Below are 18,213 nucleotides of genomic sequence, written 5' to 3' on the forward strand. Positions count from 1 at the left end.
GAAGGCTCCTCAGGGGCGAGCGGGTCAGGGGGTTGTCGTGTTCGGCCACCGCCGCGGAAGAGTTCGTCACAGACGTCACTTCCGACACGTTGGCTCGTCAGTTGTCCCATCCGTCACACGCGTTGCGCAAGTCGAACCTGAAAATTACACGGATGTACTTCGTTTCACCCCCGGTCAATCAGGAGGATTTGCGGCCTGACTCGTCATTGGCCGCAAGATCGTCGCCGCGTGCTGGGACCCCATCACCCAGCCCGACCACTGGCACCCCACCACATCGGAGCCCGTGGTGGTGGGAACTAGAGTGCCCGCCATGGACAAGGTCGTCTCCTCTGCATCCGCAGCCCTCGAGGACGTCCGCGACGGGGCCAGTCTGGCCGTCGGCGGGTTCGGGCTCTGCGGCATCCCCAGCGTTCTCATCGCCGAGCTGCACGCGAAGGGGGTGCGAGACCTCGAGGTCTTCTCCAACAACTGTGGCGTCGACGACTGGGGCCTGGGCATCCTCCTCGGCGCGAAGCAGATCCGTCGGATGGTCTCGTCCTACGTGGGCGAGAACAAGGAGTTCGCCCGCCAGTACCTCGAGGGCGAGCTCGAGGTCGAGCTGACCCCGCAGGGCACCCTCGCCGAGCGGCTGCGCGCCGGCGGCGCCGGGATCGCGGCCTTCTTCACCCCCACCGGTGTCGGCAGCCAGGTCGCCGACGGCGGCCTCCCCTGGCGGTATGCCGCGGACGGCAGCGTCGAGCTCGCCTCGCCTCCCAAGGAGACCCGGACCTTCACCCTGGGCGGCGAGGAGCGCGCCTTCGTCCTCGAGGAGGGCATCGCCGCAGACTTCGGTCTCGTCCGCGCGTGGAAGGGCGACCGCCACGGCAACCTCGTCTTCAACAAGTCCTCGCGCAACTTCAACCCGCTCTGTGCCATGTCCGGCCGCATCACCGTCGCCGAGGTCGAGGAGCTCGTGGAGCCCGGTGAGCTCGACCCCGACGAGATCCACCTGCCCGGCATCTACGTCCAGCGCGTCGTCCCGCTCACACCCGAGCAGGCCGCGGACAAGCGCATCGAGAAGCGGACCGTCCGCACGACGAGCGAGGAGAGCTGACATGCCCCTGACCCGTGACGAGATGGCGGCCCGCGCGGCCTCCGAGCTCACCGACGGCTCCTACGTCAACCTCGGCATCGGCCTGCCGACCCTCGTCCCCAACCACGTGCCCGACGACGTCGAGATCGTCCTGCAGTCCGAGAACGGCATCCTCGGGGTCGGCGCCTACCCGACCGAGGACGCCGTCGACCCCGACCTCATCAACGCCGGCAAGGAGACCGTCACGACCCGTCGTGGGGCGAGCTACTTCGACAGCGCGACGAGCTTCGGCATGATCCGCGGCGGCAAGGTCGACGCGGCCATCCTCGGCGCGATGCAGGTCTCGCGCTCCGGTGACATCGCGAACTGGATGATCCCCGGCAAGATGGTCAAGGGCATGGGCGGGGCGATGGACCTCGTGCACGGCGCCAAGCGCGTCATCGTGCTCATGGAGCACGTCGCCAAGGACGGCAGCCACAAGATCGTCGACGAGTGCGACCTGCCGATCACCGGACTCGGCGTGGTGCAGCGGATCATCACCGACCTGGCCGTCATCGACATCACCGACGAGGGCCTCGTGGTGAGCGAGCTGGCGCCCGGTGTCACCGAGGACGAGCTGCGCGAGAAGACCGGGCCCGAGCTCAGGTTCGCCCTCGTCTGACCGGTCGCACGACCCCGGCGGCCCCGACCGCTGGACCGTGACGGACCCTGACGGAGCCCCGGGCGTCGTGCCCGGGGCTCCGTCCTGCTCCCTCGCCCGCCCAGGGAAGGTGCTCCGCTCAACCCTCCTGCGGTGTGAGCGAGCGCCAGGTGGAGACCGTCGTGCCCGACTGCTCGACCCACCGGGTCACCGCCGGGTCGGCGGTGCTGGCCGCGACGCGGACGGTGCCGCCCTCGTCCTTGACGACCAGGTCGACGAGCGTGTCGAAGGTGACGTCGCCGATGGCCGAGACGACCGACCCCTCCGGCGCACGGAAGTCGAGAGTGGGTCCCGTCCGGAGGAGACCGTCGCCACGGTTGGCATAGACGGTCGGCCTGCCGTCGGCCCAGATGCCCAGCACGTCGGCGTCACCGTCGCGGTCCCAGTCGCCGACGCCGACGAGGGAACGGATGCCGCCCCAGCCGGCGGTGCCGATGACCTTCGGCACCAGGAAGCTGCCGCGACCGTCGCCCGGGTAGACCCGCAGCTCCGACGAGGTCGCCGTCGCGGCGATGAGGTCGGGGTGCTCGTCGCCGGTGACGTCGCCGACGCCGGTCATGATGCGCATCGTGTTCCAGCCGACACCGATCCGGACCGGCGGCTCGAAGCCACCGTCCCCGGCCCCGGCGAAGAGGTAGAGGCTGCCGTTGCCGAAGCGCCCCACGACGTCGACGGCGCCGTCGCCGTCCCAGTCCCCCACGACCCGCAACATGTCGAAACCGGTGGGGTCCAGTGTCGTCTTCGTCTCGGGCTCCTGCAGCAGGCCACTGTCATCGGCGGTGACGAGGGCCAGCCGACCCGACCTGTCGATGGTGAGCACGTCGTTGCCGCCTGCGTTGTCGGCGTCGCGTCGCACCGTGAGGGCGGGGCTGTCGGGGGTGGCCGCGGCCACGGCGCTCGTGATCGCCGGAATGCGGGCGTAGAGCGCGTCACCGGGGCATTCGGTGGAGGTGTTGTCGCGATGGCCGGAGATCGAGCGCTGCGTCGTGCCGCCGAGGTTGACCGTCCACTCCGGCTCGAGCTGGTGCAGCCGCGCCTTCCAGGTGAAGAGGCTCTGGTATGCCGCCGTCACCGCTGCCGGGACTGACGTGCCGCTGCTCGAGAAGTTGCCGATCGTGGACGCCGAGGTCGTCCATGAGTTCACGCCGGGGCTGTGCGCGCCCACGACGGCCCGGTTGGTCCCCCCGAAGCGGCCCTCCCACGTGCGGCCGAACCGGTCGATGAGGAAGTTGTAGCCGATGTCGTTCCAGCCGTTGCGCTGCACGTGGTAGGCGTAGATCGCACGGATGAGCGCGGGGACGTCGTCCGCCGCGTAGGTGTTGGCGTTGACGGTGTGGTGGACCACCTCGCCCTTGACCGCGCCGTAGGACGGCGATCCCTTGCGCATCGACTCGTCGGCTCCCCACGACGCGCGGGTCAGGATGGTCGGTGTCGACGACGACGTGCGCGTGGCCGTGGGTGACCCCGGCGCGGGAGCCCGGGAAGCATCCGGCGCAGTGGCCTCCGCAGCCCCACCCGGCTCGTCGACGGTGGCGACGAGCGAGGACGCCGGGGCCGACCCACCGAGCACGCGCAGCTCGACCGAGCCCGGGTCCGTCGTGAGCAGGGGATCGGACGTCGTCCTCGCGGCGCGCGCCTCCGCCGACCCGGCGTCCGGGCCATGCGCCCCCGTGGGCAGCTCCGACCAGGCTCCGGCGGCGCCGCCGTCGGCCCTGAACCTCCACTGGACCACTCCCTGCGACGCGCGACCCGACCACGTGACGCCGATGGCGGTCGCGCGGTCCTCGACCGCGATCGGCCGGGTCGCGGCCGTGACGAACGCGGGGACACCGTGGTGCTCGGCCGTCTCACGGTCCTGGGCGCTGACGCCCTTGGCGCGGGCGCTGGAGGGAACGGCCGCGAACGCGACCGTGCGCGCCTTCGGGGCGGACGCCGCACTCGCTCGGGCCGCGACCGGCGACTCGGCCGGCGCCTCGGCTGACGGCGAGGCGGCGGCGGGGTTCGCGGTGACGAGGCCGAGGGCGGCAAGGAGGACGCCGGTGGCGATGGCAGGGGGTCGGTGCATGACTAGCTCCAGTTGCAGGGTCAGGGCCACCCACTGTAGTGATTTCGGACTACTCCTGCAGGACCACGATGACCAGCCGCGGCGTCGCTCGGCGCCGTCGGAGCTCACTGCTACCTTGACCCCTGAGCTCGGCACCCTTCCGCGCCAGCCAGCCCACCAGGGGAGACGCCCATGTACATCCGTCGGTCACTACTGGGGTCCCTCGCCGGCCTCTCGCTCCTCGTCGCCGCCTCCGGGGGCGCGGCTGCCTCCACGGACCCGGTGACGCCCGGAGGTCCCCCGTCCGGCTCCGCGGTGCGCACGTCGCAGGCCCCCCTCCTCACCCGGGCGGACTCGGCCCTGCGCCGTTCCGGCGCAGGTGCGGGTGCGGGATCCGCCCAGCGGTCGGCCACGGCCAGTGACGTCGTCGAGCTGCCGGACTTCTGCCCGACCGGCAAGAAGCCCGGCACGCTGCTCAACCTCCAGAGCTTCGAGGGTGGTCTCCCCTACCCGGCCGACAGCTACGGCTTCGCCGCGCGCAACACGGTCCCGACGACGCACGGCACGTGGCACGCCACCTCGACGATCACCGCGGGGGCCTCGATCCTGGCCTACCTCAACAGCACGCACGCGCCCGTCCCGCGGGGAGTGAGCCTCGGCCTGTCGTTCGCCTACAAGGGCTCGACCCCCGGCGACACCATCGGCTTCAGCGTCAACTCGAGCGGTGGTGCGCTCGCGCCGGCTGCGGACTGGACACGGGTGGCCCTCGATGTCACGTCCGAGGCGACCACGAACGCCGGCTACCTCGACGTCTTCTTCTTCAACGACACGACGGCCGACCGCTCCCAGACCTCGGCCCTCCAGGTGGACGAGGTCCGCGTCTACACCTGCGTCCCCATCCCCTTCACCCGCGGCGACTGGACCGGTGACGGCAAGGTCGACCTGCTGACGACGAACACCAGCCCCGGGGACCTGCTGCTCTTCTCGGGCAGTGGCAACGGCACGATCACCACCACGCCACGCTTCATCGGACCGGGCTGGGGTTCGTTCACGTGGCTGGCCTCGCCCGGTGACGTCAACGGCGACGCCCGCACCGACCTCGTGGCCCGACGCGGCGACGGCACGCTCCTGCTCTACTACGGCCGCGGCGACGCCGGCTTCTCGTCGGCGGTGACGATCGGGACCGGGTGGAACGTCATCACCGCCATCGCCACGCCGGGCGACGTCAATCTCGACGGCCGCCCCGAGCTGCTCGGTCGCGCCACCGACGGCACGCTGCACCTCTACACGTTCGGTGCCGGTGGCGCCGTCAAGCGGGTCAAGCAGATCGGCAACGGCTGGAACACCACCCGTCTCGTCATCGGTCGCGGGGACCTCAACGGTGACCGGCGGGGAGACCTCATCGGGATCCGCGACGACGGCACGATGTGGAGCTACCTCATGACCTCGTCCCTCACCTACGGCAGCGCGCGTCAGGTGGGCTCGGGATGGAACATCATGAACCACGCGAGCAGCCCGGGGCGGATGAACGCCGACGGCTACGACGACATCGTGGCGCGCAGCTCGGACGGCGCCCTGTGGTTCTACCCGGGCGGGGCCGGTGGCGCCCTCGGCCGGGCGACGAAGATCGCGACGGGCTGGGACGCCTACAGCAACTTCCTCTGATCCGGTCGGCCCGCGGCGTCCCACCGCTGCGGGTCGGCCCGTCGTCGGTCAGGTCCCGCGCAGCCCCAGCACGTCCCGCAGCACCTCACCCGAACGACGCCCGTCGTGGTGCTCGCGGACGAACGCAACGCCCGCGGCTGCCGTCGCCTGTGCGGCATCACGGTCCGCCAGCACGGACCGGAGCACCTCCTCGAGGTCCTCCGGGGTCGCCTCGACAATGGGCAGCTCCCCCGCGCGCCGCACCAGTGGCGAGACGTAGCTGACCACCAGCCGTCCGGCCGCCATGGCCTCGGCGGCGAGCACGCCGTAGGTCCCGATGCTGAACTGGTCGAGCACGATGTCGCAGGAGCGCACGGCTGCCCGGACCTCGTCCGGCGGCACGCCCTCGACACGCACGTACTCGACGAGGCCGTCGGCCACGAGTCGCGCCATGACGCGCTCGACGTGCTCGGAGCCCTTGAGCGCGGCGCGGCTCGGCGCGTGCACGACTCTGGGCACCTCTCGCTCGAGCACCGGGGCCGCGCTCGCCCACGCGTCGACGTCCACGACGACCGGCAGGAGGTGGGCCTCGGGGAGGTCGACGAGGAGGTCCGGTGTGGAGACGAAGACGGGCCCGTCGAAGGCACGCACCCTGGGGTGCAGCGTCTCCCACTGCTCCTGCAGACGCCGGGTGAGTGGCTCCCCGGGGTCCCGGAAGGGCGACCACGGCGAGCGTGCGGCGTTGCCGGCGGGACTGCGGATCTCCGAGCCGTGCATGACGAGCCCCACCTCGACGCCCCCGGCGCGCAGGACGTTGGCGTCCCCCGTGAAGTCACGCCCGTTCATCGTGCCGAAGACGGGACGACCGGCCTCGAGGAGGGCGTGTGTCCAGGTCGCCAGCGCCTCGGTCTGGCGCCGCTCGGCCCATCCTCGGTCGCGCGCGAAGGTCGAGGCGGGCACGACGACGTCGGCCTCGAACGCCACAGCGGAGCCGCGGTCGACCGAGAGCACCTCGGCCCTCACGCCTGGCACGACCCTCTCGGCGGCCCGCGCCCACTCCCAGGCCTGCCCGGCCATGTTCGCCGGACCGATGGCCAGCACCGACGGGCGCGCCGCGGTCGGCGCCGGCACCTCGACGACGTCGGCCAGCTCGGTCACCCTCGCGGTTCGCAGTGCCGCCGGGGCCGACCCGTCGGCCGCGGAGTGGCGCACCTCGTCGCCGAGCAGCGCGGCGTAGACCCCCCGGAGACGCTCGGCCTGGTGCTCCCACGCCAGCGGGGCGAGCAGCTCCGCGACGAGGCCCGGCGCGGGGACGGACTCCCCACGCAGCAGGGGCTCCACCTCCCGCACGAACGAGTCGACGTCACCGGCGACGTGCACCCGCCCCACGCCGTGGGTGGACACGAAGTCGGCCTGGGCGCGACAGTCACTGACCAGCACGGGCAGTCCGCCCTGGAGGTACTCGAAGAGCTTGTTGGCGAGCGCCACCTCGTGGCTCCCGAAGTGCAGGAGCGGCAGGAGGCCGACGTCCGCGCTCGACACGAAGGCCGAGACCTGCTCGGGTGCGACCGGGTCGACGAGGTGGAAGCGGTCGTCGACGCCCAACCGTTCGGCGAGCTCGGCGAGCCGCTGGGCCGCCTGCACGTCGACGGACGGGACGGCGACGACGGCCAGGTGGGCCGAGGGTAGGCGCACGAGGGCCTCGACCGCGGTGCCAATGCCGCGAGCGGCGCTCACCCCACCGGCATACACGAGGAGCGGGACCTCGTCCGCCAGCCCGAGGGTCCGCCGCAGCGACGGCGCGTCGGGCGAGAGCGGCCCGAGCACCGGACTGTTCATGACGACGGTCGGACGCTCACGCAGGCGGTGGTCGCGGCGGAGCCTGTCGGCGAGAGGGTCGGTGACGGTGATGACGGCGGCGGCGTCCCGGATGTACTCCCGTTCGAGGTCGAGGTAGGCCGCCCGCTTGCGCCTGGTGCGGGAGCCGTAGAGGGAGATGCCGGCGACGTACTCGTGCGCGTCGTAGACCCAGTCCGCGCGTCGACCCGAGCGCCGACGCCGGGCGACGGCGTGGCTGGCAATGCCGACGAGGTGCACGTCATGCGCGTGGATGACGTCCCACTCGAGGGAGTCGACGACGGGTCCGAGGGCCAGCGCGTAGTCGTCGATCTCGGGCAGCACGCGCCGCCAGGAGGCCGCGACCGGCGACCGGCTGACCGCGGCGTCGACGAGACGCCACCCGAGGCGCTCGACGCGGCGCAGCCGTCGATCCGCCTCCGCCCGGGCTCGCACGCTGCGGTGGGCGAGGTCGACTTGGGCGGCGCGCACGCGGGCGCCGAGGTCGTCCTGGAGCTCCCGGTCGCGCTGGCGCAGGGTCAGCCGCTGCTCACGAGCCTGCCGCTCCTCCTCCGGCACCGCGAGGGCGAGCCGTGACCGCCGGCGGCTGCGCTGGACCGCGGCCGCGTCGCGGACGACCCGTCCGGCAGGCACCCGGATGATGCGCACGGGTCCGAGGTCGGACTCCTCCCGCCGGCCGGTCGTGCTGAGGCCCAGGACGGTGACCCCGAGCCCCGCGTCGGCGAGCGCGAGCGCGGACTTGAGCACCCGCGTGTCGTGGCGGACGTCGTTGCCCACCATCATGAGGACCCGGTGAGGCCCCGCGGGTGCCGTCGTCACGACGTGGCGGTCACCGTCGGCGCGACACCCACGGTGCGGTGGGTCACGCCGGCCCAGTCGGCAGCGTCGGTCATCCGTCGGCCGTCGACGAGGGTGCGCAGCCCCGGGAGGTCCGCCGGGGTGAGGTCGCGATAGTCGGCGTGGTCGGCCTGGATGACGGCGGCGTCGACCTCCTCACCGAGGTGGTAGGCGTCGAACCCGAGGGCCTTCAGCTCCTCGTCGGAGTAGAGCGGGTCGTGGACGAGGACGGTCGCGCCGCGGTCGGCGAGCGCGGTGACGGTGTCGAAGACGCCCGAGAAGGCCGTCTCCTTGACCCCGCCGCGGTAGGCCGCGCCGAGGACGACGACCTTGGCGCCGTCGAGGTCGCCGTGCGCTCCCTCGAGGAGGGCGACCGTGTATGCCGGCATCGCGGCGTTCGCGGCACGCGCGGCTCGCACGACCGTCGCGTCGGGGTCGGTGTGGAGGTAGAGACGGGGGTAGACCGGGATGCAGTGCCCGCCCACGGCGATGCCGGGCCGGTGGATGTGGCTGTAGGGCTGCGAGTTGCTGGCCTCGATCACCTGGAAGACGTCGATGCCCTGCGTCGCCGCGAAGGTCGCGAACTGGTTGGCGAGACCGATGTTGACGTCGCGGTAGGTCGTCTCGGCGAGCTTGGCGAGCTCCGAGGCCTCGGCGGACCCGAGGTCCCAGACACCGTTCGGCCGGGCGAGGTCGGGGCGGTCGTCGAAGTCCAGCACCGCCTCGTAGAAGGCGGTCGCCCGGGCGGCGCCCTCCTCCGAGAGCGCACCGATGAGCTTCGGGTACTTGCGCAGGTCCTCGAACACGCGCCCCGTGAGGACACGCTCCGGACTGAAGACGAGGTGGAAGTCGGTGCCCTCGGTGAGACCGCTGACCTCCTCGATCATCGGCTTCCAGCGACCGCGCGTCGTCCCGACGGGCAGGGTCGTCTCGTAGGAGACGAGGGTGCCCGGGGTCAGGTGCTGGGCGAGCTCGCGGGTCGCGGCGTCCATCCAGCCGAAGTCCGGGGTGCCCTCACCGTCGACGAAGAGCGGCACCACGAGGACGACCGCGTCGGCGCCGGGGACGGCGTCGGCGTAGTCGGTGGTCGCCCGCAGGCGGCCGGCGGGGACGAGCTCGCTCAGCTTCTCCTGGAGGTGGGCCTCACCCGGGAAGGGCTCCTTGCCCTCGTTGACCGTGTCCACGGTGGCGGCGTTGACGTCCACGCCGACGACGTCGTGCCCCTTGCTGGCGAACTGGACTGCGAGCGGCAGTCCGATCTTGCCCAGGGCGACAACACAGATCTTCACGAGTATTCAGTCCTTTGGGAGTCCGTTGAGGCGCCTCGATCATACGGGCGTCAGCGAGATGCCCTGCGCACGACCGCCTTGGCCACCTTTCGCGATCCCCCCACCGGGTCCGACGAGATCGTGCGCGCCGCGCGCCGGATCCGGGGCCCGAGGCCGCCCTCGGCGAGCCGGCGCTCGAGGGACGCCACGGACCGCGCGTGCTCCTTGGCCTGGGCCGACAGACGTGACTCGACCGCTGCCTTCTCCACCCGCAGGGCTGCGGCCTCGGAGAGCGCCCCCTCGAGCCGTCGTTCCAGGGTCGCCGCGAGGGCGCGCAGCTGGAGGCCCTCGAGCTGCCACTCGTTGGCCAGGCGCCGCTGCGCGGAGTCGTCCTCGGAGACGGCGTGACCGAGGAGGTAGCTCACTCCCGGCACCGAGGCGTCCCGGGTGAGGACCAGGGCGGTGCGGGCGTGGCGGGTGCGCAGACCTTCGACCCGCACGACCCGGGCCCCCGCGCGGGTCACCACGTCGACGAGGGGCCCCACCGGGAGGTTCTCGGGAAGCGAGACGCAGAGGAGCACGACCACGTCCCGGTCACCGGCGGAGGCAAGCGCACGCTCGACCGACTCGACCTCGCGACCCGACGGGGCGAGGTCGACGCGGACCGCCGTGTCGACCCCGTCGTCCTCCCCTGCACCACGGCCGTCCGCGAGCGCCTGCGCCAGGGGCGCGGCAGCCTCGGTGTAGACGAGCCGACGCCCAGCGTCCCCTCCCGTGTAGGACGAGGCCAGTTCCTTCAGCGCCACTTCAGCCCACTCTCACTGCGACGTGCATGCCCGACGGATCCTCCATGAAGTCGTTGGTGACGAACCTCGTCACCTCGAAGCCGGCTCCGGAGAGCAGCTCCGCATACCGCGACCTGGCACGGGTCTTCTGGTAGTCGTGCCAGACCACGTCCTCGTCACGGTCGTGGTCGACGAGGCCGATCACTCCCCCGAGCCGCACCAGCGAGGCCAGGTGCAGCACGCTGGCCTCCCACTCCGCGTCGTCCATGAGGTGGTAGAGGACGTCGATGCAGACGACGGCGTCGTAGAGGTGCGGTGGCGCCCACTCCGTGAGCGCACTGAGGTGGTAGGTCTCGGCCGGTCCACCCTCGGCACGGCACTGCGCGATGGCGTGCGGGCTCGTGTCGATGCCGTCGACGCGGTGGCCGAACGACGCGAGCTGCCGTGAGAAGTAGCCCTTGCCGCATCCGGCGTCGAGCACACGCAGCGGGTACTCGGCGTCGCTGTGCGTCCCGAGGACCTCGACGAGCCGCGCCGTGCGGACGACGTAGAGCATGTGGTTGGTGCCGCGGTCGAAGGCGATGTTGCCCCCGGAGGCGAGCTCGTCACGGGTGCGGTGGCGCTCGTCCCAGTAGGTGCGGGACTCGTCGGGAGACAACGGACGGACGCCCGGCACGGGCATGTCGACGTCGGTCACTCCGGCTCCTCTCCGAGACATGTCGCGGACACGCTAGCCTAAACAGCGCGCGGCGGAGGTCGCCCGCACCACCACGTCCGGAAGGCCCCATGCGCGTTCTGTCCATCGTCGGCGCCCGCCCACAGTTCGTGAAGCTCGCACCCATCGCGCACGCGCTCGAGTCCGCGGGTCACGAGCACGTCATCGTCCACACCGGGCAGCACTACGACGCCAAGATGTCCGACGTCTTCTTCACCGACCTCGGCATCCCCACTCCCGACGTGCACCTCGGCGTCGGCTCCGGATCGCACGGCGTGCAGACCGGCTCGATGCTCACCCAGCTCGACGCGGTCATCGAGGAGCACCGCCCCGACTGGGTCCTCGTCTACGGAGACACCAACAGCACGATCGCCGGGGCTCTCTCGGCCGTGAAGCTGCACTACCCGCTCGCCCACCTCGAGGCAGGCCTCCGCTCGTTCAACCGACGGATGCCCGAGGAGCACAACCGCGTCCTCACCGACCACGCCGCCGACCTGTGCCTCGCCCCCACCGAGGTCGCCATGAGCCACCTCGCGGCCGAAGGGCTCGCCGACCGCTCGGCGCTCACCGGCGACGTCATGACCGACGTGTGCCTCAAGGTCGCCGCGGAGGCTCGGGGCGGGGCCCTGCCCTTCACCGACGAGGTCGGTGACGACTTCTTCCTCGCGACGATCCACCGGGCCGAGAACACCGACGACCCGGCCCGCCTGCGGGCCATCGTCGAGGGGCTCGCGGGCCTTCCCCACCCGGTCGTCCTCACCGCCCACCCGCGGCTCGTGGCCAAGGCCAAGGAGCAGGGGCTCGACCTCACCGTCGGCTCGCTGCACACGATCGAGCCGATGGAGTACCCCACGATGGTTGCAGCGGTGCAGGCCGCCCGCGCCGTCGTCACCGACTCCGGCGGGCTCCAGAAGGAGGCGTTCCTCCTGCGCACCCCGTGCACCACGGTGCGCACCGAGACCGAGTGGACGGAGACCGTCGACCTCGGCTGGAACGTCCTCGCCCTGGACCTCGACCGCCTGGCCGAGACCGTCGACCGGCCCGCCCCGGAGCCGACCGACGCAACGCCCTACGGTGACGGCCACGCCGCCGAGGCCACGGTCGCGGCCCTCGCCGCGCGCCTGGTCAGCCGCGCCTGAGCGGTGGGCGGACGGCATACGCCGTCTCCGCACACCCCGGACCACGACGAACGCCCGCCTCGATCCGAGGCGGGCGTTCGTGTCGTGCGACGTGTCAGAGCGTGATGGTCTGGCCGGTCGCCGCGGACTCGATGCAGGCCTCGGCGACGCGCACCGTCTGCAGGCCCTGGGTCATCGTGACGATGTCGGCGTCCTTGCCGAGCACGGCGTCGCGGAACTGCTCGTGCTCGACCCGCAGCGGCTCGGGCTTGGCGATCGCGTAGCGGACGACGTCGCCCTCGGAGACGCCCCGGAAGTTGGCGATGTCGTCCCAGGTCGTCTGCACCTCGCCGTTCGCGTAGAAGGTGAGGTCGGCGGTGAGCGTGTCGGCGACGAAGGCGCCCTTGGTCCCCGTGATGATCGTGACCCGCTCCTTGAGCGGCGAGAGCCAGTTGACGAGGTGGTTGGTCACGACGCCGTTGGACAGCTGCCCGGTCACCGCGACGAGGTCCTCGAACTCACGACCGCTCTTGTATGCCGTGCGCGCGGCGACCGCGGTGAACGTCTGCTGGGTGACCCAGGCGGTGAGGTCGATGTCGTGCGTGCCGAGGTCCTTGACGACGCCGACGTCGGCGATGCGCGCCGGGAACGGGCCCTGACGGCGGGTGCTCACCTGGTAGACGTCACCGAGGTCACCGGCCTCGAGGCGACGGCGCGCCTCCTGGAGTGCGGGGTTATAGCGCTCGATGTGGCCGACCGCGCCGACGAGGCCCTTGGCCTCGAACGCCTCGGCCACCTTGGTGGCCGCGGGGGTGTCCTGGGCGAGCGGCTTCTCGATGATCGCGTGGACGCCGGCCTCGGCGAGGGCGAGCCCGACCTCCTCGTGGTAGATCGTCGGGACGGCGACCATGCAGTAGTCGATCCCCTGCTCGATGAGCTGCTCGATGCTCTCGAGGACCGGTCGTCCGCCGGCGATGCCGTGGACGTCGCCACCGGGGTCGGCGACGGCGACGAGGTCGACGCCCGGGAGGCTCGCGAGGACGCGGCCGTGGTGGCGGCCCATCATGCCGAGGCCGATGAGGCCCGCGCGCAGGTTGGCCATCAGGCACCTGCCTTGGCGAGGGTGTTGACGCCCTCGACGATGCGCTCGAGGTCGGCCTGGCTGAGCGACGGGTGGACCGGCAGCGAGAGGCACTCGGCCGCGGCCTTCATCGTCTCGGGGAGGTCGGCATCGTCGGTGGTGCCGGCGAAGGGCTTCAGCTGGTGGTTCGGCACCGGGTAGAACATGCCGGAGCCGACGTTGAACTGCTCCTTGAGGGCGGCAGCGAGGCCGTCACGGTCCTCGGGCACGCGCACGGTGTACTGGTGGTAGACGTGGACCGCGCCCTCGGCGACGGGCGGCGTCGTGACGCCCTCGAGGTTCGCGCTGAGGAAGGCCGCGTTGTCCTGGCGCGCCTTGGTCCAGGCGCCCACCTTGGTGAGCTGGACCCGGCCGATGGCGGCGTGGATGTCGGTCATGCGGGTGTTGAAGCCGACGACCTCGTTGTGGTACTGCCGCTCCATGCCCTGGTTGCGGTAGAGGCGCATGAGGCGCTCGACCTCGGCGTCGCCCACCGAGACCATGCCGCCCTCGCCCGAGGTCATGTTCTTCGTCGGGTAGAGCGAGAACATCGCGAACGTGCCGAACGCACCGACGGGGGTGCCGTTCAGGGAGGCGCCGTGGGCCTGCGCGGCGTCCTCGTAGACCTGGAGGCCGTGCTTGTCGGCGATCGCCATGATCTGGTCCATCTTGGCGGGGTGGCCGTAGAGGTGGACCGGCATGATGCCCTTGGTGCGCTCGGTGATCCTGGCCTCGATGGCGGCCGGGCTGATGCAGAAGTCGTCGGCGTCGATGTCGGCGAAGACGGGGGTGGCGCCGGTGAGGGCGACGGAGTTGCACGTCGCCGCGAAGGTGAACGACGGGACGATGACCTCGTCACCCGCCTTGACGCCGCTCGAGAGCAGTCCCAGGTGCTGGCCGCTCGTGCCGGAGTTGACCGCCACGCAGGCCCGGCCGAGCCCGAAGTGCTCGGAGAACTCCTCCTCGAACGCCTTGACCTCGGGGCCCTGGGCGAGCATTCCACTGCGCAGGACGCGGTCGACGGCGGCGCGCTCCTCGTCGCCGATGAGCGGCTTCGCCGGGGGGATGAACTCGTTCACTTCTTGGCCTCCGTCAGGCTCTCATTGTCTTCGATGTAGGTCTCGCCGGTCTTGGGGCAGACCCAGGTGTGGGGCGCGTCTCCGGCCTCGAGGGGGACGCCGGCGCGGCCGACCCACCTTATCCGCCTCGCGGGGACCCCGGCGACGAGGGCGAAGTCGGGCACGTCCTTCGTGACGACCGAGCCGGCGGCCACGAGAGCCCACCGTCCGATCGTCACCGGGGCCACGCACACCGAGCGGGCGCCGATGGACGAGCCCTGCTTGCAGGTCACCCCGACGGCCTCCCAGTCGTCACCGCGCTTGAGGGTGCCGTCCGGGTCCACGGAGCGGGGGAAGTGGTCGTTGGTGAAGACGACCGCGGGGCCGACGAAGACACCGTCCTCGAGGACTGCCGGCTCGTAGACGAGGGCGTAGTTCTGCAGCTTGCAGTTGTCGCCCATGGTGACGCCGGTGCCGACGTAGGCACCACGGCCGACGATGCAGTTCTCTCCCAGCACGGCGTTCTCGCGTACCTGCGCGAGGTGCCAGACCGAGCTCCCGTCACCCAGGCGGGCCTCGGGTGAGACGTCCGCGCTGTCCTGGATCCGCACTGCCATCTGACACTCCTTGTCACGTCGTCCGCCGGAGGTGCTCCGGCGGGCACAGACTACGGCTCGCGGTCCGGGCGGCCCACCGCGCCGGTCGAGAGGAAGTCGGCGAGCACCGAGGCCGACATGCGGCCGTCGTGCACCGCCGAGACGAAGACAGGACCCTCCTCCGCGGCCTCGGCGAGGCGGTGACGGTTCTCGGCGAGGTCCACGAGGACGGCCTCGATCTCGCCGGCGCGCGCCTGGAGGATGGGCAGTGCGTGACCGGTGGTCGCGAGCACGTGGCCGCGCACCTCGTCGCGCACGTGCCCCACGACCGCCCGGCCGGCCGCCATCGCCTCGACCGCGGCGACGCCGTAGCTGCCGAGGGCGAACTGGTCGAGCACGACGTCGGCACCCGCGACGACCTGGGGCATCCGCTCCTGCGGGACTCCGCGGATCGGTTCGTAGGCGATGACGCCCCGTTCGGAGAGGCGGTGCAGGGCCGGCTCGATCTGCTCGGTGCCCTTCATGAAGGAGTCCGACGGCACGTGCACGACCCGGAGCGGCTCCCCCGGCGGCGGGGCCTGCCACGTCGGAGCCTCCCAGCGGGCGACGTCGACCACGACCGGCAGCCACCGGCCGTGCGGGACGTCGTCGAGCAGGTCGGGGGTCGACACGAAGCCCCAGTCCGCGCTGTCGGTGAGCGGCGCGACGAGGTCCGCGTAGGCCTGCCGGATCGTGAGGGTGCGGTCGTCGGCGTGGTGGAAGGGTGAGTCGGGCTCGCGCCGCAGGTGGCCGTCGGGTCGGCGCACGTCGGACCCGTGCGCCACGAGACCGACGACGACGCCTGCCTCGGTCAGGGCGGCGACGTCCCCGGGGGCGTACTTGCCCCGGGTGGTGCCCGTCACGGGGCGACCCGCCTCGACGAGCACGTGGGTGAACGACCGCACCCACCGCTCGTGCTCGACGGACCTCACCGGGTCCTCGAAGACGTCGCGCTCGACGATGTGGTGGGCAGGCACCGTGAGGCTGCTGCTGCCGACCGAGAACGAGGTCGCCGCGACCTCCGGGAGCGTGGCCGCCGCCTCCGCCCAGAGCCGTCCCTGGCCCGCGAAGTTGGCCGCCCCGACGAGGAGGCGGACGGGCGTCTCGGTCGGCACGTCGGCCGCCGCCGACTCCGGGGCCGTGGTCATGCTCGAGGACCGCTGCTCATGGTCAACTACTCTAGGCGCCACCGACTCGACGACCGTGGGCTGCCCGCCGGCCCCCGTGAAGGAGACCTGCATGTCTGCCCAGGGCAACGCCCCCCACGTTCTCTACGTGGCGTGGGGATACCCCCCCTGTCGCGGAGGCGGGGTCTATCGCGCGCTCGCCACCGCCAACGCGTTCGCCGCGCAGGGTGCGCGCGTCACCGTGCTCACGGCGACCCGCGAGACCTTCCTCAACTACACCGGTGCCGACACCTCGCTCGAGGAGCTCATCGACCCGCGCATCGAGGTCGTCCGGGTGCCCTTCGACTGGCCCAACCTCGAGACCGACCTGCGCAAGTGGTCGCCGTGGCGGGTGCTCACGCCGAAGCTGTGGCGCAAGGCCCGGGTCCGCCTCGACACCCGGGACTTCCCCGAGGTCGGCTACGGGCCGTGGAAGCGGCCGCTGGAGGAGGCGGCCCAGCGCATCCACGACGCCGACCCCGTCGACCTCGTCGTCGCCTCGGCCAACCCGAACGTCGACTTCACCGTCGCCCACCACCTGCACCGGGTGGCCGGCGTGCCCTACGTCATGGACTACCGCGACGCCTGGATGCTCGACGTCTTCGACGGTGGCCTGCTCCACGAGGAGGGCTCGCGAGTCGCGAAGCTCGAGAAGGAGCTCGTCGACGCCGCGACCGAGGTGTGGTTCGTCAACGAGCCGATCCGGCGTTGGCACACCCTGCGCTACCCGTCCACGGCCGAGCGCATGCACGTCGTCGCCAACGGCTACGACCCCGAGTTCGCACCGTCGCCGCGCCTCGAGCCCCCCGCCCCGGACAAGCCCCTCAACTTCGGCTACATCGGCACCGTGAGCGCGAAGGTCCCGCTGGCGGAGTTCGCCGAGGGCTGGTCGATCGCCCGTCGGCGCAGTGCCGCCCTCGCCGGTGCGACGGCGCAGATCTGGGGCTACCTCGGCTTCTACGCGACGCCCAGCCCCCACCTCGTGCGCCTCGTCGCCGACCATGCGGACGACGGCCTGTCGTATGCCGGCCCGCTGCCGAAGCAGCGCGTCCGCGAGGTCTACGACACCTTCGACGCCGCGCTGCTCATCCTCGGCGCCGGCCTCTACGTCACGAGCGGCAAGGTCTTCGAGTACGCCGCGAGCGCGCTGCCGATCGTGTCAGTGCACGACCCGCGCAACGCGGCCAGTGACGTGCTCGAGGGCTACCCGCTGTGGTTCCCGGTGACCGACCTGGGGCCCGAGACGGTCGCCGACGCGATCGAGAAGGCGGCAGAGGCCGCCCGCACCGCCGACGAGTCGGTCCGCAGCGCGTGCCGTGACTTCGCCGTCCGCTACTCCCGTGACCTCCAGCTCGAGCCGCGGGTCGCCGCGCTGCTCGCGGGCGTCTCCGGGTCCGCCACCGAGTCGACGGAGAGGTCGGCGTGAACATCGTCATCCTTGCCACCGCCAGGAACCTGCGCCCGGCGTCCTTCCGCACCATCCGGGAGGAGCTCGGTGTGGTCGACGGCCAGGACACGGTCACGGTCGTCACCGCCCACCGCCCCTACCGCCCGCTCCCGGTGGAGGCGACCCTGCGGACCGGTGCCGACCTCAGCCTCCGACGGCACGCGATCGTCCTGCCGGTCGCCGCGCTCGACACCTCCGAGGAGCCGGACGACGAGGCGCCGGGCGACGCCTCCCCCGAGGCCCCCACCCCGCTGCCCCGCCGACTCGCGCACGGCGTCGCCTGGAGGGCGCGCCGGGTGCGCTTCGCGGTGCGCGACAACCCGAAGGTGAGCCGGGTGCGCAACAGCACCAAGGTTCGCAAGGTGACCAACGCGTTCCTCCCCGGTGGGGTCTCGGCGCGTTTTGCGATCAACACCGTGCGCGCCCGCGAGGTGAAGGACGTGCTCGGCGCGGCGGACGTCGTCGTCGCCCTCGACTCCCACACCCACCGTGCAGCGTGGCTGCTCGCCCGTCGGCACCCGGACCCCGACGTCGTCGTCGGCACGGCGGCGGGTCGCAGGGTCATCGCTGCCCGCCGCGCCGGTCGGGCTGACAGCTCGTCCTAGCCGGACGCGGCTCCACCGGCTCTCGGCAGTGCCGCGCGATCGCTGCCGAGCCGCGCGCGCCCGCCGTCCGGTCGACGGAGGTCGGGGTCAGGCGCGGGCGAGCGCCTCGAGCCGGGCCGCGAACACGTCGTAGGGAGCCGCG

At 72.0% G+C, this 18,213-nt stretch carries 15 protein-coding genes; 6 read left to right on the forward strand and 9 right to left on the reverse strand.

All coding sequences use genetic code 11. The annotated features are described in order from the left end of the window. Positions 1–310 precede the first annotated feature (310 nt). Both N798_RS10985 and N798_RS10990 read left to right on the forward strand, forming a co-directional pair. Positions 311–1,093 carry a CoA transferase subunit A gene (locus N798_RS10985; RefSeq protein ID WP_035948437.1) on the forward strand — a complete coding sequence of 261 codons (783 nt, stop codon included), beginning with the start codon at positions 311–313 and terminating at the stop codon, positions 1,091–1,093. A gap of 1 nt (position 1,094) precedes the next feature. After that, complete coding sequence (locus tag N798_RS10990) at positions 1,095–1,733, forward strand: CoA transferase subunit B (RefSeq protein WP_035948439.1); 639 nt, start codon at positions 1,095–1,097, stop codon at positions 1,731–1,733. A gap of 118 nt (positions 1,734–1,851) precedes the next feature. Here the strand turns inward: N798_RS10990 and N798_RS10995 are convergent, their stop codons facing one another. Continuing rightward, positions 1,852–3,837 carry an FG-GAP-like repeat-containing protein gene (locus tag N798_RS10995; protein ID WP_035948442.1) on the reverse strand — a complete coding sequence of 662 codons (1,986 nt, stop codon included), beginning with the start codon at positions 3,835–3,837 and terminating at the stop codon, positions 1,852–1,854. 171 nt (positions 3,838–4,008) lie between these two features. On the opposite strand from N798_RS10995, the gene N798_RS11000 reads away from it, so the two are divergent. Next, positions 4,009–5,481: an FG-GAP-like repeat-containing protein gene (locus N798_RS11000; RefSeq protein WP_035948444.1), complete on the forward strand. Its 1,473-nt coding sequence runs from the start codon at positions 4,009–4,011 to the stop codon at positions 5,479–5,481. Between the two features lie 48 nt (positions 5,482–5,529). Here N798_RS11000 and N798_RS11005 read toward each other — a convergent pair whose 3' ends face one another. From N798_RS11005 to N798_RS17405, 4 genes are read right to left on the reverse strand one after another with little or no spacing between them, the layout of a single operon-like run. After that, complete coding sequence (locus N798_RS11005) at positions 5,530–8,136, reverse strand: glycosyltransferase (RefSeq protein WP_229708656.1); 2,607 nt, start codon at positions 8,134–8,136, stop codon at positions 5,530–5,532. Further along, complete coding sequence (locus N798_RS11010) at positions 8,133–9,443, reverse strand: nucleotide sugar dehydrogenase (protein WP_035948447.1); 1,311 nt, start codon at positions 9,441–9,443, stop codon at positions 8,133–8,135. The genes N798_RS11005 and N798_RS11010 overlap by 4 nt, the downstream gene beginning before the upstream one ends. Before the next feature lie 50 nt (positions 9,444–9,493). Beyond that, a complete protein-coding gene (locus N798_RS11015) occupies positions 9,494–10,228 on the reverse strand; it encodes a hypothetical protein (RefSeq protein WP_035948448.1) in 735 nt (244 codons plus the stop codon). A 1-nt stretch (position 10,229) separates the two neighbouring features. Continuing rightward, positions 10,230–10,904 (reverse strand): class I SAM-dependent methyltransferase, encoded by a 675-nt coding sequence (locus N798_RS17405; protein ID WP_052117206.1) that lies wholly within the window; start codon positions 10,902–10,904, stop codon positions 10,230–10,232. A gap of 89 nt (positions 10,905–10,993) precedes the next feature. Between N798_RS17405 and wecB the strand changes: the two genes are divergently transcribed. After that, a complete protein-coding gene (gene wecB / locus N798_RS11025) occupies positions 10,994–12,061 on the forward strand; it encodes a non-hydrolyzing UDP-N-acetylglucosamine 2-epimerase (RefSeq protein WP_035948450.1) in 1,068 nt (355 codons plus the stop codon). A gap of 94 nt (positions 12,062–12,155) precedes the next feature. Here the strand turns inward: wecB and N798_RS11030 are convergent, their stop codons facing one another. The 4 genes from N798_RS11030 to N798_RS11045 are packed head-to-tail and all read right to left on the reverse strand — an operon-like array spanning position 12,156 to position 16,001. Beyond that, positions 12,156–13,142, reverse strand: coding sequence for a Gfo/Idh/MocA family protein (locus N798_RS11030; protein ID WP_035948452.1), 987 nt, complete (start codon positions 13,140–13,142; stop codon positions 12,156–12,158). Continuing rightward, on the reverse strand, positions 13,142–14,239 hold the full coding sequence (locus N798_RS11035) for a DegT/DnrJ/EryC1/StrS family aminotransferase (RefSeq protein WP_035948454.1): 1,098 nt from the start codon (positions 14,237–14,239) through the stop codon (positions 13,142–13,144). Before N798_RS11035 ends, N798_RS11030 begins: the two co-directional genes overlap by 1 nt. Beyond that, positions 14,236–14,835 (reverse strand): acyltransferase, encoded by a 600-nt coding sequence (locus N798_RS11040; protein ID WP_035948455.1) that lies wholly within the window; start codon positions 14,833–14,835, stop codon positions 14,236–14,238. Before N798_RS11040 ends, N798_RS11035 begins: the two co-directional genes overlap by 4 nt. Positions 14,836–14,885: 50 nt before the next feature. Beyond that, positions 14,886–16,001: a glycosyltransferase family protein gene (locus tag N798_RS11045; RefSeq protein ID WP_052117208.1), complete on the reverse strand. Its 1,116-nt coding sequence runs from the start codon at positions 15,999–16,001 to the stop codon at positions 14,886–14,888. 91 nt (positions 16,002–16,092) lie between these two features. Between N798_RS11045 and N798_RS11050 the strand changes: the two genes are divergently transcribed. Next, positions 16,093–17,445: a glycosyltransferase gene (locus tag N798_RS11050; protein ID WP_035948481.1), complete on the forward strand. Its 1,353-nt coding sequence runs from the start codon at positions 16,093–16,095 to the stop codon at positions 17,443–17,445. Then, a complete protein-coding gene (locus tag N798_RS11055; RefSeq protein WP_035948457.1) occupies positions 17,442–18,071 on the forward strand; it encodes a hypothetical protein in 630 nt (209 codons plus the stop codon). The genes N798_RS11050 and N798_RS11055 overlap by 4 nt, the downstream gene beginning before the upstream one ends. The last annotated feature ends 142 nt before the right edge of the window (positions 18,072–18,213 follow it).

The sequence above is a fragment of the Knoellia flava TL1 genome (genome assembly GCF_000768675.1).
GTDB classification, from domain to species: domain Bacteria; phylum Actinomycetota; class Actinomycetes; order Actinomycetales; family Dermatophilaceae; genus Knoellia; species Knoellia flava.